Genomic DNA, 21,475 nt, shown 5'->3' on the forward strand with positions numbered 1-21,475 from the left:
ATAGCGCGCCAAGGACGAATAGGCTATGCTTTTGCGACCCTTTGGGTCGCGCGGGCCGGACGCCGCCCACGGGCGGCCCGCAACACGCTGCTTGCGCGTCGATGCTGTACCTCCCGGGCGTCCAGCCCACTTCATCCAAGAGCGTGAATGATACGGGCCGAAGCCAGCGTGGGCCGAACGAGCTTCGCGACGTTGCAGGCCTACGCGTGGGGTGGCTTCGGCCCGGGCGGTTCTGCGAACCGCAGGATTCAACTCAAAAGTAGGGTAGAGGCTGCCGGTTATTTGGGCCGAGGCGGCCATTAAAAGACGCCGTGCTTCTGTTTATTCCGAGAGGCAACGTAACTGAAGACCGGTAGCCCGATGTGTAGTTCCGTTGGGGTTTAAATGTAAGGCGAAAAAGTTTAAAAAGATACCGGAAGTTGTCATGGCGTTGACAGACCAATTGGAACCATGATTTCCGACGAGCATCGGATCGCCCCATATTCCGTAATCGCCTGCGTCGCGGAAGCCCGGGGCGAGACCGATCGACACTTGAAAACTGAAGCACTCTTCTTCATTGCATCCCCTTATCTCCTCCCCCCCTCGATAAATTTCGAAAATTAGTATGAGTGAAAAAGTATATCCCCGCGAAATGCACACCGCCGAACACCTCCTGAGCGGTACCATCGGGCGGATGTTCGGGTGCGGGCGACCCGTCACCACCCATCTGGAACGGAAAAAATCGAAAGTCGATTTCGATTTCCGGAACGTCGGGCGGAATCTCACGCCGGAAGAGACTGATGCTGTTGAACAGGCTGTCAACGAGCAGATTGCCAAGCGTCTGGAGGTGACATTCGAGACGGTCTCCCGTGCTGCGGCTGCGGCCGAGTTCGACTTGTCGCATCTGCCTGTCGAAGCCACTGAGGTTGCTGAACTGCGTGTTGTCCGGGTCGGAGATTGCGACCGTTGCCTCTGCATCGGCGAACACGTGGCCAATACGGCTGAAATTAGTCCATTGCGCATTATTTCCACCGATTATGATCCGGAGAGCGGGCGGCTCCGGATCCGATTCAAACTCGAACCGTCGGCATGAGAACCTCGATTGCTCTATTTTTTAGTGCTTTGCTCTCGCTTTTCGGATTGGGCGAAGCTCGGGCCCGGCAGGCGGAAGACAGCCTCCTGAGGCGGCAGATCGGCCAAATGATTATCGCCGGTTTTCGCGGATTTACCGTCACCGATAAGGTGGCTGATGCCGTGCAGCGGCTGGGGATCGGCGGTGTGATCTATTTCGACCGAGACGTGCCGTCGGCTGTCAATCGGCGCAACGTGCGTTCGCCGGAACAGTTGCAACAGCTGAGCGCCGACCTGCAACGGCTGGCGGCCGAGGCGGGGCATCCCGAACTTTTCATCGCGATCGACCAGGAGGGCGGACGGGTGAACCGTCTGAAGCAGGCATACGGTTTTCCGAAGAGCGTTTCGGCGGCTTATCAGGGGCGGGTCGATCGGCCGGATACGACTCGGCTGTGGGCGGAACGGACGGCCGAAAGCTGTCGGCAGGCGGGGATTAATGTCGATTTCGCCCCTTGCGTGGATGTGAACGTCAATCCGGCTTGTCCGATTGTCGGGGCTGTGGAGCGGAGCTTCTCGGCCGATCCGGAGAAGGTGGTCGCCCATGCGCGGATCTGGATCGATGCTTTGCACAGGCAGGGGGTGCGGACATCCCTCAAACACTTTCCGGGCCACGGCAGTTCGCACGCCGACAGCCATCTGGGGCTTGTCGATATCACGCGGACGTGGGAACGGGAGCGGGAGTTGGCCCCTTATCGTGCGTTGATCGGCGAAGACGGCTATGCCGATTTCGTGATGGTCGGTCATTTGGTGCATCGTGGGGTGGATACCTTGCCGGCTTCGTTGTCGCGGCGGTGGGTGACCGACGTGTTGCGCGGCGAGCTGGGGTATCGCGGTTTGGTGATTACCGACGACCTGAATATGGGGGCGATTACGGAACATTATACCTTGGGCGGGGCGGTCGAACGGGCGGTCAATGCGGGGGTGGATATGATAATTGTCGGAAATAACGGCCCGGTTTTCGAACCGGATTTGACCGCTCGGACCATTGAACTGATTTTTCAGGCAGTCTGCGAAGGGCGTATCTCGCGGGCGAGAATCGCGGAGGCGAGTGGGCGAATTTCGGTGATGAAACAAAATGTTTTTCAATGATAAAAGTCATTAATTCGACGATTGGATGAGTCTCTAATCTTCATTTAATCAATCGATTTTGCGTGGTTGAGAGGCGATGGTTGCCGACAAAAAAGAGTATATTTGTCGGAACCATTCGTCTCTTATTTTTTTGTTCGATGAGTTATTTGGCTCGCATTACGCAAGAGTGTCCCACGGCTGTTGTGCTGCTGGTCGATCAGTCCGGCTCGATGTCCGAACCTACCCGATGGAACGGTCGGACGGTGACCAAAGCCGAAGCGGTGGCGACGGCTATCAACGCGCTGTTGGCGGAGCTGATTGCCCGCACGCGACGCGACGGCGGATATCAGCCTTATTACGATCTGGCGGTGATGGGGTATTCCGGATCGGAGGTGCGGTCGCTGCTTCCGACAGTGGGCGAACGATACTTTTTGCGGCCCGAAGAGCTGGCCGACAATCCGGTCGCTACGCGCGACGTGCAGCGGCTCCGGACGTTGCCCGATGGACGGCAGGTGGCTACCGTGGTGCGTGAACGGGTGTGGGTACAACCGGCTTCGGAGTGGAATACGCCGATGGTCGCGGCTTTCGGAGAGGTCTATAAGTTGCTGAAACAGTGGTGTGACAGGCACAAAGGGAGGCCTTGTTATCCGCCCACGGTCATTCACATCACCGACGGCGAGGCGACCGACGGTACGGCGCGCGAGGTGGCGGCAGCGGCCCAACGGCTGCGTTCGCTGGGGACAATGGACGGTTCGGTTTTGTTGATGAATGTGCATATCTCAGCAGCCGAGGCGGAACCGGTACTCTTTCCGGCTGTGGCGGAGGAGTTGCCTGAGGAACGGTATGCGCGGCTGCTTTTCGATATTTCGAGCCCGATGCCGGATTTGTATCGCGACGAGATCGCGTGGCTGACGGGACGTGAGACGGGCGGCGAGGGGATGGCGGTGCGCGGAATGGCTTATCGGGCGAATATGACTGACCTCGTGCGGATGATGAATATCGGCACGGCAACTTCCGATTTGTTGGTATGAACGACAAAGAGAAATTTCTATTTCCTTCGACGATCGACTACCTCGAAGCGGTGGTCAATCCGACGGGCCGTTTCGCTACGCTGGCGGGGATTGCGGCGGTGACGGATCGGGCGGGCGAACCGGATTACACGGTGGGGACGGGTCGGGTGACTTTTCGGGTCGTGCGGGAGGGGCGACCGGTTGAATTGACTTGTTTTACGACGACGGCGGGGTATGCCGGAGCGGGGCGGTACGGCGAGTTGCTGGAGGATGAGATTTATGTTTTTCGGCATGACGGAACGGGGACTTATTATCCGGTGGCGTGGCGCCCGGTCTCGGATCCGGCGGATTGTCCGGTTGCGTGCGATGAACTTACGGAGGGGCGGTTGTGCGAGGGGCGGCGGCTGGTGGTGCGGAACGGTCGGTTCGGCTTTCTGGACGAGGAGGGGAGCACGGTGGTGGAGGCTCACTATCTGTGGGCGGACGATTTCAGCGAGGGGCGTGCTCCGGTCGCGGTGCGGGCGGCGGTGGGCGAGGGGATGAGGATGGGACTGATCGACCGGGAGGGGGAGGTGGTGATCGAGGCGGTGTATGACGATTTATCGTGGGATGGTTCTCGGTATGCCTATGTCGATCGGGGAGGGCGGCACGGGTGTCTGGATCGTACGGGGCGGGTGGTTGTGTCATTGGAATATGAAGGGATGGGGGAGTTCGATCATGGTTTTGCGGTGGTGTGGCGCGAGGGGCGGTATGGTTATGTGGATGAGGGAGGCGAGTTGGTGGGAGCAGGGCTGGCGTATGCCGAGGCGTGGTCGGCGGAGGAGGATGGAACGGCTCAGGTACGGCGTCTGGAGGCGCAATCGGGAGGTTTGGAACGGATTCAGTTGCGGAAATAGCTGGGTGGAGGGGCGCGAACAAAGACGGGGGTAGAGGCTGGCAGTTGAAATGCGTCAGCATTTCCCGTCCACGGGACGTGGGGTCTGCTCGGCCTGAGGGCAGTTTCATCCGGCTCAAAGCTCGACCGCGCGCGACCGCTGGAGTAGGAAATCTTGTTAGAACAATTCACCATTGTTCTAACAAGATTTCCGCCAGCGCGCGGACAGAGAACGGGGCGAGGAATTGGGCCGAGGCTGCCCACTCCGAGTGCCGGAAGGCACCGCTCGCCCGGCGTAAGGGCAGTCCTCTCCTATAGGACAAACGCACGCCCCGCCTCAAGAAGCGATTCAGCTATTTCGACGGCGAGCCGAAATAGAATGAATCGCACAAGGTGCGCGAATAAAGAACTACGCGCGAAATCCGTCGCCCGCGGCGGAGCGAAAGCGGAGCCGCAGTGAGGCGGACGCGGGGCGGAGAACTGGGGCGTGCTCGTTCTTCGGGCGGGAAAACCGGTTACGGTTTTCCCGCCGCGCTGGGCCGAGAATGGGGCTTGGATTTGGGCTTTGCTTTGGGCTGAGCTTTTGCGACTTGCAGAGTCGCGCAGTTCGCCGCCATTTCATGCGGCGGGCTGCAATTCGTCGGAGCTTGTTGCACTCACCGCTGGCGGCGAATTTCCCATGATGGAGCGGTGCTTATGCGCCCCCAAGGGTCGCCGGCCTTGTCGCCCAGGCGCGGAGCGCCTCGGGGGAGTGGGCGACAGGCCGAACCCGAAAGAATGGGACGAGCTTTGGGCGGTGGGTTGGGGCTTGTTTTGGGTCAAGCTCCTGCGGCTCGTAGAGCCGCGCGGGCCGAAGCTCCCGCCGCGGCGGCCCGCAACTCGCGATGCTCGTTTTAGGCCCCGCAGGCTTCAACCCGTTTGGATGACAAGGCCGAACCCGAAAGATTTAGGCTGTGAGTTAGGCTGAACTCTTGGCCGAGCTCCTGCGACCCTTTGGGTCGCGCGGGTCGAAGCCTCCCGCAGCGGAGGCCCGCAATTCGTGAAGCTCGTTTTGGGCCTCGCAGGCTTCAACCCGCTAAGGTAATTGCACTTTTGTAGACTTAGGCTCCTCCGCTGGTTCCGGCCGCCCCAATGGGGCTACATGTAGAGGCGCCTAAAAATAGTTCCAGCCCCTTGCTTCCCGTAAACGTGCAGCCCGTTTATTCCGAGAGACAACGCAACTGAAAATCTTGAGCGCGGTAGTTCGTGTTGCTGGGGTCGAGAGCTTGCGAATGGAGCCACAAGAACCGCCCTCGAATGCCATTGACTGCCGTTGACCAGCTATAACCATCGTTACCGACACCGCCCGGTACGCCCGAAGTTGGATTGCGGAAGCCCGGGGCGCGCCCACAGGGCTTTTGTCTTAGGGTAGAGACTGCCATTAAAACGCCCTTTGGGCGCGTTTATTCCGAGAGGCAACGCAACTGAAAACCGTGGGCGCGGAAATACGTATCGCAAGGGTTGAGCAGGGTTGTGTCAAATAGAAGGTGTATTACATCGGTACCGCTGACCGTGGAAGACCAGATGTAACCATCGTCTCCGACGTCTATTATGATCTCTCCAAATAGTCCCGTAGGGCCATTGTCGCGGTAGCCCGGGGCGGAAAGGGATTCAGCCCCCGCATTCTCAATAGACTGTTTCTGCTCCGGAGCTATCCGTCTTTATCCAAACTATAAAAAAGAGAGGGAAGCGACACTTCAATGTGTCGCTTCCCTCCGGTTTTAGTCATGATTGAATTAGAAGCGAACCCCGGCCGTCAGCTGGAAGACGTTGTTCCGAGAGTTGCCGGCTTTCAACGCGTGGCTTACCCCGAAATTGTACCGGGCATCCAGCACGATCGGCCCGAAGTCGTAAGAAATACCGACCGGAATGGCTACTTCAGCCGTGTGGAAGGCATTTTTGACTCCGTCTTTCGTTTTAGTGCCGTCGATCTTGGTGATCGAGCTTGCGCCGAGGCAGAAGCCGGCCTGAACCCCCGTCTTCAGGGCAAGGTTCTGGGTCACATAGAAGTTGGCCAGCACCGGCACGTTCAGGTAGTCGCTCTTGAGGCGCGTTTTGATTTTCGTACCGTCGATCGTCTCTTTGTTAGTTACGCCTTGTCGCGAATAGAGCACTTCGCCCGAAAGACCGAACCAGTCGACACGATACTCGGTGAAGATACCGGCTGTGAATCCGACTTTGGCGTTCATGTCCGTGTGGCTCATGTTCGACACGGTCATCCCGGCCTTAGGCCCCCAGGTGAACGTTTTTTGTGCGGAAGCGGTCGATACGCTGGCGATCATCGCTGCGGCTGCTGCCATGGAGAGAATTGCGTACTTTTTCATAACTGTAAAATTTTTATAGGTTTACGATAAAGTTATCTATTCGACCAGCCCGCAGACTCCGAGTAACTCTTCGTAAACGAAGGAGGCAAGGATCACGCGAACCGTCTCCACTGTCATTATCAAAGGTTGTGCCACACTCGGCGATTCGAGTCGAATATCGCGGGCGAAATCCGTCTCGGGCCCTCCTGCCGCCTTGTAGGCCGCCTCTTTGGCGCACCAGAGCCACAAGGCCGGTCGGGAGGGAAAGATGCGGGCTGCTGCCGCCAATTCGCCCGGCGCAGCGATGCGAGCTGCTGCCCGGCTCGCATCCCGGTCAATCCGTTCGATGTCGATGCCGCACTGCCCTGCGGTCGAAGCCGCTACGGCTGCCCAGCCGGTTGTGTGTGAGATAGAGATGTCCTGTTTTGTCGATGGCGACACCAGCCGGGGTCGCCCTTGGGGCGTGTATGAGATTCGTCCGCCCAGCTCTTCGCAGACCAGCATCCGCGTTCCGAGCCACTCGTGTCGCCGCTGTCCGCCGGAGCGACCGGTCGTTTCCGGAAAGGTTTCGAATACGGCCTGTTCTGCGTCCGTCAGCTGCGCCCGCTCCAAGAGTTCCGCCTCTGTGAAGGCCTCCAAAGGCGCCAGCCACACCGAAAGTTCCGTTCCGTCGATCGGAATCGAGAGCGTTCGGCTACTCTTTCTCTTCGTTCGTGTCGTCATGGTTCCCGTCCGTCGCCTCGTCGGGTTGCAGAAAAGTGACTTCCACTTCGGTAATGCGTCGGTTCTCGACGCGCAAGGCCTTGAATTCGATATCTCCCTCCTGTACGCTCTCCCCTTCGCAGAAAAATTCGCCGCGAATTTCCAGCATCAATCCCGCCAGGGTGTCTGCGTCGCCCCGCGCTCCGTCCAGCAGCCCGTCGGGCAGTTCCAGCACGCGGAGAAAATCGCCCAGATGGGTACGTCCTTCAAAGATGTACCGGTGGTCGTCGATCTGGCGGAAGAAGTCGTCTTCGGTGTCCGATTCGTCGGCAATCTCGCCGACGATCTCCTCCAGAATGTCTTCCAGCGAGGCGATCCCGAGCGTCCCGCCGTATTCGTCCACGACGACGGCAATGTGGATTTTCCGCTTCTGGAAATCTTCAAGCAGGTCGTTGATCTTTTTATGTTCGGGCACGAAGTAGGCCGGCCGGAGCAGCTGTTGCCAGTTGAAGTCGGCGTCGGCTCCCAGATGGGGCAGCAGGTCTTTGACGTAGAGAATCCCGCGGATGTCGTCGAGGTTTTCGTGGTAGACGGGAATGCGCGAGAATCCGCTCTCGACCACCGTTTGTTTCACGTCGGCGAAGGTCGCGCCGATCTCCAGCGCTCTGACGTCGATGCGCGGTTTCATGATTTGATCGACTTCGGTCGCGGCGAACCGGACGATGCCGGTCAGCATCTTTTTGTCGTCTTCGGAGTCGGTTTCGGCAATCTCGATGGCGTCGGTCAGGTCGGTCACCGAGAGGTTGCTCTGTTTCCGGGCCAGCGCCCGGGTAATCACGCCTCCGGTGCGAATCAGAATGGCCGACAGGGGCCGGAACAGACGCTGGAGCGACAGGAGCGGAACGCTCATCCGCTGGGCGAATGAGAGGCTGTTGTAGGCGGCGAAAATTTTGGGCATGATCTCGCCGAAAAGCAGGAGCAGGAAGGTGACGATAATCACCTTGACGATGAATTCCAGTGCGGTCGCCCCGCCGAATACCACCATACCGTCGATCAGGGCGTTGGCGGCGAGGATGGCGCCGATATTGACCAGATTATTGGTAATCAGGATGGTGGAGAGGAGACGGTCTTTGTCGTCGAGCAGCCGGAGGGCGGCTTGTGCCTGCGAGCCGTCCGACTCTTCGAGTTCGTGGATGTCGTTCGGCGAGAGCGAGAAAAAAGCGGTTTCGGAGCCGGACACCAAGGCTGAAATGATCAGCAGCCCGATGAGTGCGGCGAGAATCCAAAGCAGTTGCGGGTCGAACGGGAGAAATGCGATCCCTTGAAAATAGTCGTCCATAATCGGGGGTAAAGATAGCGATTTTTCGGCGATCCGGGGGGCTAAAAATGGATCGGTCTCGCCGGATTCGTTCCGGCGAGACCGATGCCGAGAGTCGAAACGGGCCGACGCTATTTCTGCCGCCCGAGCCGCCAGGCGACATGTCCGTTCCCGTGTCCCAGCACGAGCGAGTCGGCGTCGAGCCGCAGAACGGTCAGGGTGTCGCACATCGGAAGGGTTTGGCCGTTCCCGATGCTTTCGCCGGTCAGGATCAGGGTCTTCGGAGCCGTCAGGTTCCAGCCGGTGATCTGCAATGTCGCCATCCCGATCGAAGCGGCAGTTCCGTCTTCGTTCAGCGCGAATCCCTGCACCGCGGTCGAATCGATCGGATTCGGTTCTACCCACTGGCCTTGGATATAGAAGTAAGGCGAGTGGGCCGTGACGTTCAATTCCTGCGCTTCGAGCGCGTTGTGGCCCTGTACTTCGATCGTCCGGCAGGTCAGGCTGACGGAGTCGTCGACCAGTACCCCCTGTACCTTGGCCGGATCGGCGCCCAGCGTGCTGATGGTCAGGGTGTCTCCGGCTTCGGTCCGTATGGTGACGGTGTTCATCGAGGCGTCCAAGACCCGACCGTTTACGGTTTCGGTTTGTGCCGTTTTGGGGCCGCAGGCGGTCATCCAGCCACAAGCGACAGCTGCTGCGAAGAGCGCTGTCCGTGCAATGCGATGGTTCATAAATGATCGTGTTAAATGGTTTGTCTTCAGTGGACAAAGGTATTCAAAAACGGGTAACGATCCTCGCTTATTTGCCTCCTTGGGCGACGGTCGTCAGAAATTCTTTCAGAATCGACAGCGATTCGGACGGCTGTTCGATGAATCCCATGTGCCCCGACCGTTCGAGCCAGGCCACGCGTGCCTGTGGCTGTGCCGCGGCCATCGCTTCGGCAGCCACCACCGGAATGTAGTTGTCGCCCCGACCGAAAATCATCAGTTCGGGGATGCCGAACCGGCGCATCTCGTCGTTGCGATCCCGCCGCCGCGACATCCCTCGCAGCACGGCCGCGATCGCGGCGTCTTCCGTCATCATCACCTGTTCCGAGAGCTCTTCGATCGCCTCGGAGCACCGTTTCAGGTTGGCCTCCGCAAAGCCTTTGCCGGGATTGACGCGCGCCAGCATCTCTTTTTTACCCGCTTCGATCAACTCGATTTCGCGCTGCCGGTTGGCCGCTTTTTCGGGTGTGTCGGCGTTCGGCGAGGAGTGGAACAGCACCAGCCCCTCCACCTGTTCCGGGTGGTTCGCAGCGAGCGCCAGCGCGACGTAACCACCCATCGAATGGCCTACGACCGTGCATTTTTCCACCCCGGCGACCCTCAACACGGCCGATACGGTGTCGGCCATGTAGTCGATGTCGATCACGTCGCGGCCACCCCACTCCGAAAAGCCGTGGCCCGGCAGATCGACCCGAATCACGCGGTACTCCCTGCCCAGCTCGCCGGCGAAGTCGTCCCAAACTTCGATCGATTCCAAATAGCCGTGCAGCAACACGACGACTTGCGTCCCTTTCCCGGCGTCGGCATAGCGTACCGGTGTGCCGTCGGCGATGACGAATTTTTCCATGTCCGTTCGATTTTTATGGTCGGTTAAATTTCGATTTCTCCTTCGAAAACGCGTTCCGCCGGCCCGGTGAGTCGGATGTCGGAGAAGGTTCCGGTTGTGGTCTCGGCAAAGGTCACCCTCAGTACTCCGCCGCGCGTCTCGACGGTGAAGTCGAAACACGCCGGTTGCCGGACGGCATGCGTCACGAGTGCCGCAGCCGTCACGCCGGTGCCGCAGGCCCAGGTCTCGGCCTCCACGCCGCGTTCGAAGGTGCGCACCCGGATCCGTCCCTCGCCCGCCACCTCCACGAAATTGACGTTCGTGCCGCCGATGGATTCGAAGTCGGCCCGCCGCCGGATCGTTGCGCCGAGCCGCTCCACGTCGAGTCCGTCCAGCCGGTCGGTGAATTCGACGTAGTGCGGCGAGCCGGTGAAGAGGAACCACGAACGACCGTCGGCCAGCTTTTCCGGCGCTCCGGTGTCGATCATCTGCAACCGGACGAGGCGGTCGTCGAGCAGTTCGGCCGTGTGGATGCCGTCGCTGCTGTCGAACCGTTTGACGCGGCCGCCGATGCCGAGGTGGTCGGCGAAGCGGACGATACACCGCCCGCCGTTGCCGCACATGGTGGATTCGCCGCCGTCGGCGTTGTAGTAGCGCATCCGGAAGTCGTAGCCGGGTGTCGCGCTGTTTTCGAGGGTCATCAGGCCGTCGGCGCCGATGCCGAACCGCCGCTCGCAGAGGGCGCGTATCTCCGGACGGGTCAGGGCGGGGGCGTCGTGTCGGGCGTCGAGCAGGATGAAGTCGTTCCCTGCGCCCTGGTATTTGGCGAATCGCACGTTTTTCATATCGGCAAATATAGCTTTTTATGTGTTTCCCCGGGTGACGGATCTTTGCGGACGCGGGCGAGCGTTGGGGGTGGCTTGGCGGATACGCATTTAAATCCTATATTTGTACAATGGGCACAGGAGGGGCTGCTCCGGTGCCGGAAGTTTGAAATTTTCGAAACAGCGTATGATATGATACCAGAAATAGCGAACCATCGCAGTGTCCGGAATTTCCAGCCGGGGCGACCGATTCCCGATTCGCTGATGACCGAATTGCTGGCTGCCGCGGCGCGGGCGTCGACGGTCGGAAACATGCAACTCTACAGTATCGTGGTGACGTCGGCCGGTTCGCCGGTTTTCGGAGAGCTCGGGCCGTGCCATTTCAACCAGCCGGCGGCGACCGGAGCGGGGGCGTTGGTGACTTTCTGCGCCGATGTGCACCGCTTTTCGATGTGGTGCCGGCAGCGCGGAGCGGAGCCGGGGTACGACAACCTGCAATGGTTTGTGAACGGCGCGATCGACGCGCTGCTGGCTTCGCAGAACTTCTCGTTAGAGGCGGAGGCTAACGGGTTGGGGATTTGTTATCTCGGGACGACGACTTATAATGCGGCGGATATCGTGCGGATCCTGCACTTGCCGCGCGGGGTGGTGCCGGTGGCGACGGTAGCGGTGGGGTATCCGGCGGAGCCGCTGCCGGAGCTGACCGACCGGCTGCCGCTGGAGGCGGTCGTGCATCGGGATACCTATCGGGACTATACGCCGGAGTGGATCGACGAGGTGTGGGCGGCGCGGGAGGCGTCGGAGGAGACGGCGCGACTGCTGGCGGAGAATGAGTTGCCGAATCTGGCGCGGATTTTCACCGAACGGCGGTATACGACGGCGGACAACCTCCGCTTTTCGCGGGCTTATCTCGACGTGTTGCGCGGACAGGGCATGTTCGAGTTCGACCTGAAAGACTGAATTTTTTTTTGACACGCATACTTCCCAATTCAAACGATGAAAAAGTTTCTTTTGTTCCTCCTGCCGGTCATCGGTGCGGCGGGCTGGCGTTCGGCTCAGGCCCAGACGGTTTTCGTTCACGAACCGACCATTCCGGTGGTTGTCGGGCGTGCCAATAATATTATTTTCGACCTGCGGGTGACGCCGACGATCGACAGTCTCTATATGAGCGGCGTGACGATCGAGTTTCCGGAAAAGGACTTGCCGTATATCGAGGCGGTGCGGGTCTTTTACACCGGAACCACGTCGATGCTCGGCTCGCGCACGGCGTCGTCGGGGCTGGCGCACGGCATAGCGGAGTATGGCGGGGGACAGACGGTTTACGACCATCCGGCTTATGCCATGCTGCTGGCTCAGGATACGACGGTGGCGGCGCAACGGGATGGGACGGTGACTTTGCGTTTCGATCAGCGGCTTTTCCCGTGGACGAATTACTTTTATGTCAGTCTGGCGGTGGCGAAGGATACGCCGCTGACTTTCAAGTTCGAACCGCAGGTCAAAGAGGTGCTTTTCAACGGGAGTGCGCAGGGGAGGATTACCCGCACGCGGCGGGCGGACGGACATCGGTTGGCGCTGGCGGTGCGGACGACGGGGGACGACGGGGTGCATACCTATCGGATTCCGGGGCTGGCGACGACGGCCGAAGGGACGTTGCTCGGGGTGTATGACGTGCGGAATCACAACAATATCGATTTGCAGGAGGATGTGCAGGTGGGGCTGAGCCGGAGTACGGACGGGGGACGGACGTGGGAGCCGATGCGGCGGGTGATGGATTTGACTGCGTACGGTTCGTTGCCCCGGTCGCAGAACGGGGTGGGCGACCCTTCGATTCTGGTGGACCCTTTGCGGGGGCGGACGTGGGTGATGGCGTTGTGGAACCACGGGATGGGCGGCGGACGCGGCTGGTGGGCGTCGCACAACAATGCGATGACGCCGGAGGAGCAGACGGGGCAGGTGTTGCTGGTGCACAGCGACGATGACGGGCGGACGTGGTCGGAACCGGTCAATATCACGGCGCAGATCAAGGATCCGACGTGGCATTTGATTCTCCAGGGGCCGGGGCGCGGGATCGTGATGCAGGACAGTACGCTGGTCTTCCCGATTCAGTGGACGGATTCGACGCATATGCCGTTCGCGTCGGTGGTTTGGAGTCGCGACAACGGACGGACGTGGACGATCGGTGCGCCGGCGTTCACCAACACTACGGAAGCACAGGTGGTAGAAATTGAACCGGGGGTATTGATGCTGAACATGCGGCGGAACGGGGGCGATAGCCGGGCGATCTGCGTGACGCGCGATATGGGTCGGACGTGGGAGGAGCATGCGACTTCGCGCAGTGCTTTGCGTGAGCCGGTCTGTATGGCGAGCCTGATCCGGGTGCCGGCGGCGGAGAATGAGTTGGGGCGGGATTTGCTGCTGTTTTCGAATCCGGATACGACGCAGACGAGAGCGAAGATTACGATCAAGGCGAGCTTGGACGGAGGGGCGACGTGGCTGCCGGAGAACCAGTTGTTGTTGGATGAGGAGCCGGGTTGGGGGTATTCTTGCCTGACGATGATCGATCCTCGGACGGTGGGAATTTTGTACGAGAGCAGTGTGGCTCAGATGGCTTTTCAGGCGATTCCGCTCCGTGATATTGTCCGGAAGGAGCGGTAGGGCTTTTGTGCTGTGCGTAGGTTGGGGGGAGCTGCCACTTGCCCGTTGCGGGCCCGCGCGGCGTCGCGCGGGCGAAGAATGGGGGTAGAGGCTGCCGCAGCAAAACGAAGTTTTGCCCGTCCACGGGACGTGGGGCCCGCGCGGCCCGAGCGCAGTACCCTCCTGTAGTTAAAGGCGCGCGAAAAAGTGGCGGAGCGAAAGCGGAGCCGCAGTGAGGCGGACACGGGGCGGAGAATTGGGGCGAACTTTGGGCCGTGCTGTTCTTTGGGCTGAGCATGGGGCTGAGATTTGGGCGGTGAGTTGGGGCTTGCTTTGGGCCGAGCTTTTGCGGCTCTTTGAGTCGCGCAGTCCGCCGCCACCCCATGCGGCGGACTGCAACTCGACGGAGCTCGTTGCATTCACCGCTGACGGCGAACAGTTGTAGGCTGAGAGCGAGTAGCGCGGTTTGTAGAACCGCCGGGCTTGCGCGCTGGGCCTTCGGCCCACCCCCGGAGCGCGCAGCCCGAACTCGCTAGGAAAAGGCGTTGCTTATGCGACCCAAAGGGGCGCTCGGGCCGGCGCCACCCCGGCGTAGGGCCCAACTCGCTGAGTTCGTTTTGCCTCCGCTGGCTCCGGCCGCCAAAGTTAAGTCAGTTAGGGTCTCCGGCCCCTTGCCCACCGCGACTCCCTTTCCCGTTTATTCCGAGAGGCAACGCAACTGAAAACCGTGGGCGCGGTCTGTCGTGTAGTTGGGAATGAGTCCTATCGTGTTGAAGCTCAGGTAGACGCCTTTTATGTCGTTGATCGCAGAGGCCCAGCTGTATCCGGAGTTGCCGACGTCGCTCAACGCACCTGAGGTGCTGAGGCGGAAGCCCGGGGCGGGTCGCAGGGCGTTTTACTGGCTGCCTCGGCTTCAAGTTAGGGTAGAGGCTGGCATTAAAAGACGCTGTGCGTCCGTTTATTCCGAGAGGCAACGCAACTGAAAACCGAAGGCACGAGGACTGCCGCCGTTAGGAATAAGGCTTTGCGAATGGAAGTATAAGAACATGCCGCCGGTCTCATCTATCGTAGAACACCAGCTGTACCCGTGGCTGCCGAGATTGTTCAAAAGGCCCGAGTACGCGTGGCGGCAGCCCGGGGCGGGGCCATCGTCAGCCGGCCGCTGTGAATGATTGAGATATATTCAAAAAACGACTGAAAATATGAGAACTTCGATCCATGGATTATGGAGCCTCGTTTTGGGAGCCGCCTTGCTGGCCGGCTGCCGGACTGCTGCGAACGATCAGGAGCGCGATCTCGCACAGTTCGTCGATCCCCGGATCGGATCCGGCGGACACGGGCACGTTTTTGTCGGAGCCAACGTGCCGTTCGGAGCCGTACAGCTCGGGCCTACGAATATCAGTCAGGGATGGGACTGGTGTTCCGGCTACCATGTCAGCGACACCACCGTCATCGGCTTTGCCCATACCCATCTCAGTGGTACCGGGATCGGCGATAAGGGCGATGTGTTGCTGATGCCGCTGACGGGGACATTGACCGCTCCGGTGAAGGCGCAGAACTATCTGTCCACCTACTCGCACGACCGGGAGGAGGCGCAGGCGGGATATTACAAGACCCGGCTCGACCGGTACGGAATCGACGCCGAACTGACCGCTACGCCGCGCGTCGGCCTCCATCGATACACCTATCCCGCTACGGATTCGGCGCGGGTGCTCGTCAATCTCTTCAACGGCATCGGCTGGGACTGGCCGACGGAGTTGCAGATTCGGGCCGTGAACGACTCCACAGTTGAAGGGTATCGCCTCTCGCGGGGATGGGCTGAGGATGATCGGGTCTATTTTGTGGCCGAGTTCTCGAAACCGTTCAAAAACATCGCTGTGTATGCCGATACCACCGTGTTTTCGGCTAAAGAGGGGCGACCGGCGCGGACGGTGATGACGCCGGAGGCATATGCCGTGCTCGATTTCGGGCCGTTGACCGAAGGAGAGACGGTGGAGGCTCGTGTGGCGATTTCGGGGGTGAGTGTGGCAGGCGCTAAGGCCAATTTATTGGCGGAGGCGCGCGGCCAGGGATTCGACGAAACCCGTGCCCGGGCGCGGAGGGAGTGGAACGACCTGTTGGCCCATATGTCCGTCGAGACGACCGATACGGCCCGCCTGCGGACGTTTTATACCGCGCTTTATCACGCCTCGATTTTCCCGGCTGTTTTCAACGACGTGACGGGTGAATACAGGGGGGCCGACGGTAAGATTTATGCGGATTCGAGTGCCGATATCTATACGATTTTCTCGCTGTGGGATACCTATCGGGCGGCCAATCCGCTCTATACCCTCACTGCGCCGGAGCGCGTGGGCGATTTCGTGAACTCCTTCATCCGGATTTATGAGCAACAGGGGAAGGTGCCGGTGTGGCATCTGGCGGGGAACGAGACGAATTGCATGGTCGGATTTCCTTCGGTGCAGGTCATTGCGGATGCGATCCTCAAGGATATTCCGGGGTTTGATCGCGAGAAAGCGTATGAGGCGATCCGGGCCTATGCGCAGCTCGATGAACGGGGGCTGCGTCAGGTACGCGAGCGTGGCTACATCCCGGCCGACGAGGAGGGTGAGTCGGTGGCCAAGGCGCTGGAGTACTGCATCAGCGACTGGAGCGTGGCGCAGGCCGCCCGCAAGTTGGGGCGAGAGAAGGATTACGACTATTTTATGGAGCGGTCGAAAAATTACCGCCATTACTTCGACTCGACGGACTGCTTTATGAAAGGGCGGCTGGCCGACGGCTCGTTCCGGACACCGTTCAATCCGGACTACTCGACCCACCGGGGAGATGATTTTTGCGAGGGCAATGCCTGGCAATATACGTGGCTCGTGCCGCACGACTTCGAAGGGCTCTTCGCCTTGTTCCCCAGTCCGGAGGCGGTTGAAGCGAAGTTGGACAGTACGTTTACCGTGCCGTATAACGGCGGGCCGGAGGCTTCGCCCGATATTTCGGGCCTGATCGGCCAGTATGCCCAAGGCAACGAACCGAACCACTCGACGATCTATGCCTATGCTTACCTCGGGAAGCAGTGGAAGACCGCCCGGCTGGCGCGGCGGATTCTGGACGAATTTTTCGACGATACGGTCGAGGGGCTGTGCGGGAACGAAGACTGCGGCCAGATGTCGGCCTGGTATGTCTTCAACGCGCTGGGCTTCTATCCGGCCAATCCGGCCAACGGCGCGTTCGTGCTGGGGAGTCCGGTTTTCGACCGGGTCACGTTCCCGGTTGCAGGGAATAAGCGATTTACCGTCGTGGCGGAAAACAACGGGCCGGAGAATATCTACATTCAGTCCGCCACGCTGAACGGCGAGCCCTACTCGAAGGCCTATATCACTTATCGGGATATCATGGGCGGCGGAGAACTGCGGTTGGTGATGGACCCTCGGCCCAACGAAGCGTTCGGGGCCGGGCTGGCCGATCGGCCTCGTTCGGCGGTCGAATAGCGGCGGAGGGAATCCGTCCGGGGCGAAAAATGGCTGCGAGTCAGGAAAAAAGTATATATTTGCAACTTCATATCACCCGAAAAAACAAAAACAAAATAAAACTATTTACGATCCATGCAGAATAAAGGCGCACTCAAGTTCTTGGCCATCATGCTGGCCATCGCCTGCGCGTTCCAGCTCTCGTTCTCGTTCGTGACGCGGAGCGTGCGCAAGGAGGCGGCCAAAGTCTCCGGCGGGAACTCGGCTGTTGAACAGGCCTACCTCGACTCCATGAAGTCGCAGGTCGTGTACAACCTCGGACTGGTGAAATACACCTACGCCGAATGTCAGGAGAAAGAGATCAACCTCGGGCTCGACTTGCAGGGGGGGATGAACATCACCCTCGAAATCGCGGTCGAAGATGTCCTCAAGGCCCTTTCTAACCACAGTACCGATCCGCAGTTCCTTCAGGCTATGGCGGATGCCAAGACGGCTATGCGGAGCAGCACCGACGACTTCATCACCCTGTTTGCGGACGCCTATCGGCGGATTGCGCCGGAGGGGCGGCTGGCGGCTATCTTCGGAACCTATGAACTGCGGGGGAAGATTACGCCGGAGTCCACGAATGAACAGGTGATCCGCGTGTTGCGCGAATCGAGCGACGCGGCGATCTCCAACTCGTTCAACGTGCTCTCGACCCGTATCGACCGATTCGGGGTGATTCAGCCCAATATCCAGCGGATCGGGAATACCGGTCGGATCCTCGTCGAACTGCCGGGGATCAAGGATCCGGAACGGGTGCGGAAACTCTTGCAGGGGACGGCCAGCCTCGAATTCTGGACGACCTATACGGCGAAGGAGCTCTATCCGATGATGGCGCAGGCCGATAACGAAGTGGCCGGTTTGCTGGCGGCGGAAAAGGCTGCGAACGCTTCGGCTTCGGCGACTGAAACGGCTGCGGAAGCGGCTGATGAGGCGGCGAAGGATTCGACCGACGTGCTGTCGGCTCTAGGCGCTGCGCAGGGTGAAGACGGAATCGCTGCTGCGGCGACGGGAAATGAAATTTCATCGTTGTTCAGCGTCTTCCAGCCGTTCCAGGAGGGGGGCGTGATCGGGCTGGCGCAATCGTACGACACGGCGAAGGTCAACACTTACCTCAATATGCCGCAGGTGCGGGCGATGTTCCCGCGCGACGTGCGCTTCATGTGGGGGATCAAGGGGATCAAAGGGAATCCGACGGTCTTCGAACTCTATGCCATCAAGGGGAGCAACGACGGGCGGCCGGCGCTGGACGGGAGCGTGATTACCGACGCGGTCGGACAGTACGGACAGACCGGTTCGTCGGCTGAAGTCTCGATGAGCATGAATGCTGCGGGGGCGAAGACCTGGGCGCGGCTGACGGCGGATAATGTGGGACGGTATATCGCGGTGGTGCTGGACGGGTATGTATACTCTTGCCCGATCGTGAACGGCGAGATCGCCGGGGGGCACTCGCAGATTACCGGCGACTTTACGATTGCCGAAGCGAAGGACTTGGCCAATATCTTGCAGTCGGGACGCCTTCCGGCTCCGGCGCAAATTGTGCAGGAAGCGGTCGTAGGGCCGTCGCTCGGACAGGAATCGATCGATGCAGGGATGATCTCTTTCGTGCTGGCGTTCGTGCTGGTGCTCATCTATATGTTCTTCTTCTACAAGACGGCGGGGATGGTGGCCAATATCGCCCTGATTGCCAACCTCTTCTTCTTGTTCGGGGTGTTGGTTTCGTTCGGTGCGGTGCTGACCTTGCCGGGGATTGCCGGGATCGTCCTTACCATGGGGATGGCGGTGGACGCCAACGTGATTATTTACGAACGGATCAAAGAGGAACTGCACTCGGGTAAGGGGCTCAGTCTCTCGATCGCCGATGGGTTCAAGAACGCTTATTCGGCTATTATCGACGGACAGGCGACGACATTGATTACCGGTATCGTCCTCTTCATCTTCGGGACGGGGCCGGTGCAGGGCTTTGCCACGACGTTGATTATCGGGATTTTGACCTCGCTCTTCTGCGCGATCTTTATTACGCGGTTGATTTTCGTGGCGATGCTCGACAAGGGGTGGAACATCCGCTTCTGGAACCGGATGACGGAACACTTCCTCGGCAATGCGAAGATCGACTTTATCGCTTGCCGGAAGTACACTTATATTATCTCCGGGACGCTGATTCTCGTGATGATCATCTCGCTGGCGACCAAGGGGTTGAGCTACGGCGTCGATTTCTCGGGGGGACGGGCCTATGTGGTGCGTTTCGACCAGCAGGTGACGGCCAACGAAGTGCGGGCTGAGCTGGACAAGGTCTTTACCGACGGGTTGGAAGTGAAGCAGTATGGGAATAAGGATCAGAAGCAGATGCGGATCGTGACCCAGTACAAATACGCGGACGATGCGGACGGGGTGACGAACGAGATCAACGAGATGATTTACCGGGCTTTGAAACCGCTCTATAAACAGGACATCTCGATCGAAGACTTTACGACCACGGTCAATAATCCGTACGGGATTATCAGTGCGGAGAAGGTCGGGCCGAGTATTGCGCACGATATCAAGGTCAATTCGTTCATTGCCGTGATCTTCTCGCTGATCGCCATCGGGATATACATTGCGATCCGATTCAAGAACTGGCAGTATGGGATGGGAGGGGTTGTCTCCCTGTTCCACGATGCGATTCTTACGATCGGTATCTTCTCGCTGTTGTACGGTTTGCTGCCGTTCAACCTGACGGTCGATCAGTCGTTCATCGCGGCGATCCTGACCATCATCGGGTATTCGATCAACGACACGGTGGTGATCTTCGACCGGATTCGTGAAAATCAGCATCTCTATCCGCGGCGGTCGCGGCGCGAAAATATCAACCATGCGATCAATAGTACACTGGCTCGGACGGTCAATACGGCGGGTTCGACGTTTGTGGTGTTGCTGGCGATCTTTATCTTCGGTGGCGAGGTGATTCGCGGTTTCGTCTTCGCGCTGATGTTCGGGGTGGTGATCGGGACGTTCTCGTCGGTGTTCGTTGCAACGCCGGTGGCATACGACATGATGACTCGCAAGGAAAAACGTACCGGAAAGACGATTGCCGATTAGTCCGGCGCGATTCTTTCTCAATAGTATTTCGAGGCAGCCTCTCTTCCCTTTGTTTGGAGGGATGAGAGGCCGTCTCTTTTTTATATGTCTATTCTGTAAAGAATGGGAAAAGTGTATGCTTTTTGCACGGTATGTTTGTAATGTGATAAACTGATGAAACAGAATGATGGAATTGCATGAATTGAAAGAGGCGGCTTTGGAACAGGTGGTTCGGTCGTCGGAAGATGGGACTTATCGTCCGGTGGGGGAGAGGCCGGTTGTTTTGGATTTTTATGTGCCGTGGTGTCAGCCGTGTCGAACGATGTTGCCTGTGCTTGAGGAGGTTGCGGAGGAGTATGCGGGGCGGGTCGATTTCTATAAAATCGACATCGACCGAGAGCGAAGGATTGCGGTGCGGTTCCGGGTTCGGAATGTGCCGGCTTTGGTTTTCCTATCGTCGGATGGGGTTTCGGGGTGCGGGGTGCATGTCGGTGTGCTGACGAAAGCGTCGTTGCGGGAACGTGTCGAGGCATTGCTGGCGTCGTCGTGTTGATTCACAAGAGGCGGAGGCTTTGCGTATGCGGTTAGACCCGGCCAAAGCATCCCGTAGGGATGCGCTCTAAAGTTTCTTTGGTTCTTTCTGTTCACAGAAAGAACAGTTCTAGCCGGGGCAATGACCAAATCGCGCGCCACGCCTTAGGAGGGAAATCGTCAAAACTCGCTTGCGTGTTTTGACAAGATTTCCCCAGGCGCGCGGAACAGTGGGTTGGGCCGCGGCTGCCGTAGCGAAACGGAAGTTTCGCCCGTCCACGGGACGTGGGGCCTGCCCGGCCCGAGGGCAGTTCCATCCGGGTCAAAGCTCGACGCGCGCCGCCGCCTAAAGAAGCGATTCAATCATTTCGGCGGTGAGCTGAAATAGAATGATCGCGCAAGGCGCGCGGAATAAAGAACAATGCGAAACACCGTCGCCCGCCCGCTTAAGAAGGCATATTCTGCCGGTTGGCACTTGGCCAACTTAGGCAGAATTGCCGCGGGCGACGTTTAGGAGTAGATACGCCCGTTTCTCGAGTGCCGAGCGGCACCGGCGGAGCGACAGCGGAGCCGCAGTGAGGCCGACACGGGGCAGTGCTTTGGGCCGTGGGTTGGGCTGTGCTTGTTCTTCGGGCGGGAAAACCGCAACCGGTTTTCCCGCCGCGCTGGGCCGAGCATGGGGTTTGGATTTAGGCGGTGGATGGGGCTGAACCGTTTGACGGGCTTTGGGCCAAGAGCGAGTAGCGCGGTTCTTTGAACCGCCGGCCTTGTCGCCCAGGCGCGGAGCGCCTCGGGGGGGATGGGCGACAGGACGAACCCGGCAGCCTTGGGCGGTGAATGGGTTGTTGCTTCTGCGACCCTTTGGGTCGCGCGGGCCGGACGCCTCCTACCGGGCGGCCCGCAACACGC

The 21,475-nt window shown here is 59.5% G+C and carries 17 protein-coding genes; 9 read left to right on the forward strand and 8 right to left on the reverse strand.

Translation table 11 applies throughout. From position 1 onward, the window contains the following. Positions 1-321: 321 nt before the first annotated feature. Positions 322-531, reverse strand: coding sequence for a hypothetical protein (locus tag ACTO3O_RS06545; RefSeq protein ID WP_297831731.1), 210 nt, complete (start codon positions 529-531; stop codon positions 322-324). A gap of 73 nt (positions 532-604) precedes the next feature. Between ACTO3O_RS06545 and ACTO3O_RS06550 the strand changes: the two genes are divergently transcribed. The 4 genes from ACTO3O_RS06550 to ACTO3O_RS06565 all read left to right on the forward strand — a co-directional run bounded on the left by ACTO3O_RS06550 (position 605) and on the right by ACTO3O_RS06565 (position 4,084). After that, complete coding sequence (locus ACTO3O_RS06550; protein ID WP_297831734.1) at positions 605-1,072, forward strand: alanyl-tRNA editing protein; 468 nt, start codon at positions 605-607, stop codon at positions 1,070-1,072. Continuing rightward, on the forward strand, positions 1,069-2,199 hold the full coding sequence (locus tag ACTO3O_RS06555) for a glycoside hydrolase family 3 protein (protein WP_297831737.1): 1,131 nt from the start codon (positions 1,069-1,071) through the stop codon (positions 2,197-2,199). The genes ACTO3O_RS06550 and ACTO3O_RS06555 overlap by 4 nt, the downstream gene beginning before the upstream one ends. A 209-nt stretch (positions 2,200-2,408) precedes the next feature. Continuing rightward, a complete protein-coding gene (locus ACTO3O_RS06560) occupies positions 2,409-3,209 on the forward strand; it encodes a vWA domain-containing protein (protein ID WP_297831740.1) in 801 nt (266 codons plus the stop codon). Further along, entirely contained in the window at positions 3,206-4,084 is an 879-nt protein-coding gene (locus ACTO3O_RS06565; RefSeq protein ID WP_297831743.1) for a WG repeat-containing protein, read from the forward strand. Before ACTO3O_RS06560 ends, ACTO3O_RS06565 begins: the two co-directional genes overlap by 4 nt. Before the next feature lie 1,753 nt (positions 4,085-5,837). On the opposite strand, the gene ACTO3O_RS06570 is transcribed toward ACTO3O_RS06565, so the two are convergent. From ACTO3O_RS06570 to dapF, 6 genes are all read right to left on the reverse strand, one after another. Continuing rightward, the gene (locus ACTO3O_RS06570) at positions 5,838-6,425 is read right to left on the reverse strand and encodes a porin family protein (protein ID WP_297830584.1); all 588 of its coding nucleotides are present in this window, start codon (positions 6,423-6,425) and stop codon (positions 5,838-5,840) included. Between the two features lie 36 nt (positions 6,426-6,461). Continuing rightward, complete coding sequence (locus ACTO3O_RS06575) at positions 6,462-7,127, reverse strand: 4'-phosphopantetheinyl transferase family protein (RefSeq protein WP_297830586.1); 666 nt, start codon at positions 7,125-7,127, stop codon at positions 6,462-6,464. Then, complete coding sequence (gldE, locus tag ACTO3O_RS06580) at positions 7,099-8,445, reverse strand: gliding motility-associated protein GldE (RefSeq protein WP_297830588.1); 1,347 nt, start codon at positions 8,443-8,445, stop codon at positions 7,099-7,101. Before gldE ends, ACTO3O_RS06575 begins: the two co-directional genes overlap by 29 nt. Before the next feature lie 110 nt (positions 8,446-8,555). Then, positions 8,556-9,158 carry a lipocalin-like domain-containing protein gene (locus ACTO3O_RS06585; RefSeq protein ID WP_297830590.1) on the reverse strand — a complete coding sequence of 201 codons (603 nt, stop codon included), beginning with the start codon at positions 9,156-9,158 and terminating at the stop codon, positions 8,556-8,558. A gap of 67 nt (positions 9,159-9,225) precedes the next feature. After that, entirely contained in the window at positions 9,226-10,041 is an 816-nt protein-coding gene (locus ACTO3O_RS06590; RefSeq protein ID WP_297830591.1) for an alpha/beta fold hydrolase, read from the reverse strand. Between the two features lie 23 nt (positions 10,042-10,064). Next, entirely contained in the window at positions 10,065-10,865 is an 801-nt protein-coding gene (gene dapF / locus ACTO3O_RS06595) for a diaminopimelate epimerase (protein WP_297830593.1), read from the reverse strand. 171 nt (positions 10,866-11,036) lie between these two features. Here dapF and ACTO3O_RS06600 point away from each other — a divergent pair, with 171 nt between their 5' ends. Together ACTO3O_RS06600 and ACTO3O_RS06605 are read left to right on the forward strand one after the other, a co-directional pair. Further along, positions 11,037-11,804, forward strand: a complete 768-nt coding sequence (locus ACTO3O_RS06600) for a nitroreductase family protein (protein WP_297830595.1) — start codon at positions 11,037-11,039, stop codon at positions 11,802-11,804. 36 nt (positions 11,805-11,840) lie between these two features. Further along, complete coding sequence (locus ACTO3O_RS06605; protein ID WP_297830597.1) at positions 11,841-13,499, forward strand: sialidase family protein; 1,659 nt, start codon at positions 11,841-11,843, stop codon at positions 13,497-13,499. Positions 13,500-14,175: 676 nt separating this feature from the next. Here the strand turns inward: ACTO3O_RS06605 and ACTO3O_RS06610 are convergent. Then, positions 14,176-14,325: a hypothetical protein gene (locus ACTO3O_RS06610; RefSeq protein WP_297830599.1), complete on the reverse strand. Its 150-nt coding sequence runs from the start codon at positions 14,323-14,325 to the stop codon at positions 14,176-14,178. Between the two features lie 355 nt (positions 14,326-14,680). Here ACTO3O_RS06610 and ACTO3O_RS06615 point away from each other — a divergent pair, with 355 nt between their 5' ends. From ACTO3O_RS06615 to ACTO3O_RS06625, 3 genes are all read left to right on the forward strand, one after another. After that, complete coding sequence (locus ACTO3O_RS06615) at positions 14,681-16,957, forward strand: GH92 family glycosyl hydrolase (RefSeq protein ID WP_297830601.1); 2,277 nt, start codon at positions 14,681-14,683, stop codon at positions 16,955-16,957. A gap of 114 nt (positions 16,958-17,071) precedes the next feature. Then, on the forward strand, positions 17,072-20,056 hold the full coding sequence (gene secDF / locus ACTO3O_RS06620) for a protein translocase subunit SecDF (protein ID WP_297830603.1): 2,985 nt from the start codon (positions 17,072-17,074) through the stop codon (positions 20,054-20,056). 163 nt (positions 20,057-20,219) lie between these two features. Beyond that, positions 20,220-20,588, forward strand: a complete 369-nt coding sequence (locus ACTO3O_RS06625) for a thioredoxin family protein (protein WP_297830605.1) — start codon at positions 20,220-20,222, stop codon at positions 20,586-20,588. Positions 20,589-21,475: the final 887 nt, after the last annotated feature.

This window comes from Rikenella sp. (assembly GCF_056799795.1).

Bases quoted from the DNA above. Each gene is read 5' to 3' on its own strand.
- ACTO3O_RS06550 (WP_297831734.1), top strand. From the start codon at position 605: ATGAGTGAAAAAGTATATCCCCGCGAAATGCACACCGCCGAACACCTC.
- ACTO3O_RS06555 (WP_297831737.1), top strand. From the start codon at position 1,069: ATGAGAACCTCGATTGCTCTATTTTTTAGTGCTTTGCTCTCGCTTTTC.
- ACTO3O_RS06625 (WP_297830605.1), top strand. From the start codon at position 20,220: ATGATGGAATTGCATGAATTGAAAGAGGCGGCTTTGGAACAGGTGGTT.
- dapF (WP_297830593.1), bottom strand. From the start codon at position 10,865: ATGAAAAACGTGCGATTCGCCAAATACCAGGGCGCAGGGAACGACTTC.
- ACTO3O_RS06585 (WP_297830590.1), bottom strand. From the start codon at position 9,158: ATGAACCATCGCATTGCACGGACAGCGCTCTTCGCAGCAGCTGTCGCT.
- ACTO3O_RS06565 (WP_297831743.1), top strand. From the start codon at position 3,206: ATGAACGACAAAGAGAAATTTCTATTTCCTTCGACGATCGACTACCTC.
- ACTO3O_RS06590 (WP_297830591.1), bottom strand. From the start codon at position 10,041: ATGGAAAAATTCGTCATCGCCGACGGCACACCGGTACGCTATGCCGAC.
- secDF (WP_297830603.1), top strand. From the start codon at position 17,072: ATGCAGAATAAAGGCGCACTCAAGTTCTTGGCCATCATGCTGGCCATC.
- ACTO3O_RS06600 (WP_297830595.1), top strand. From the start codon at position 11,037: ATGATACCAGAAATAGCGAACCATCGCAGTGTCCGGAATTTCCAGCCG.
- ACTO3O_RS06570 (WP_297830584.1), bottom strand. From the start codon at position 6,425: ATGAAAAAGTACGCAATTCTCTCCATGGCAGCAGCCGCAGCGATGATC.
- gldE (WP_297830588.1), bottom strand. From the start codon at position 8,445: ATGGACGACTATTTTCAAGGGATCGCATTTCTCCCGTTCGACCCGCAA.
- ACTO3O_RS06575 (WP_297830586.1), bottom strand. From the start codon at position 7,127: ATGACGACACGAACGAAGAGAAAGAGTAGCCGAACGCTCTCGATTCCG.
- ACTO3O_RS06615 (WP_297830601.1), top strand. From the start codon at position 14,681: ATGAGAACTTCGATCCATGGATTATGGAGCCTCGTTTTGGGAGCCGCC.
- ACTO3O_RS06605 (WP_297830597.1), top strand. From the start codon at position 11,841: ATGAAAAAGTTTCTTTTGTTCCTCCTGCCGGTCATCGGTGCGGCGGGC.
- ACTO3O_RS06560 (WP_297831740.1), top strand. From the start codon at position 2,409: ATGTCCGAACCTACCCGATGGAACGGTCGGACGGTGACCAAAGCCGAA.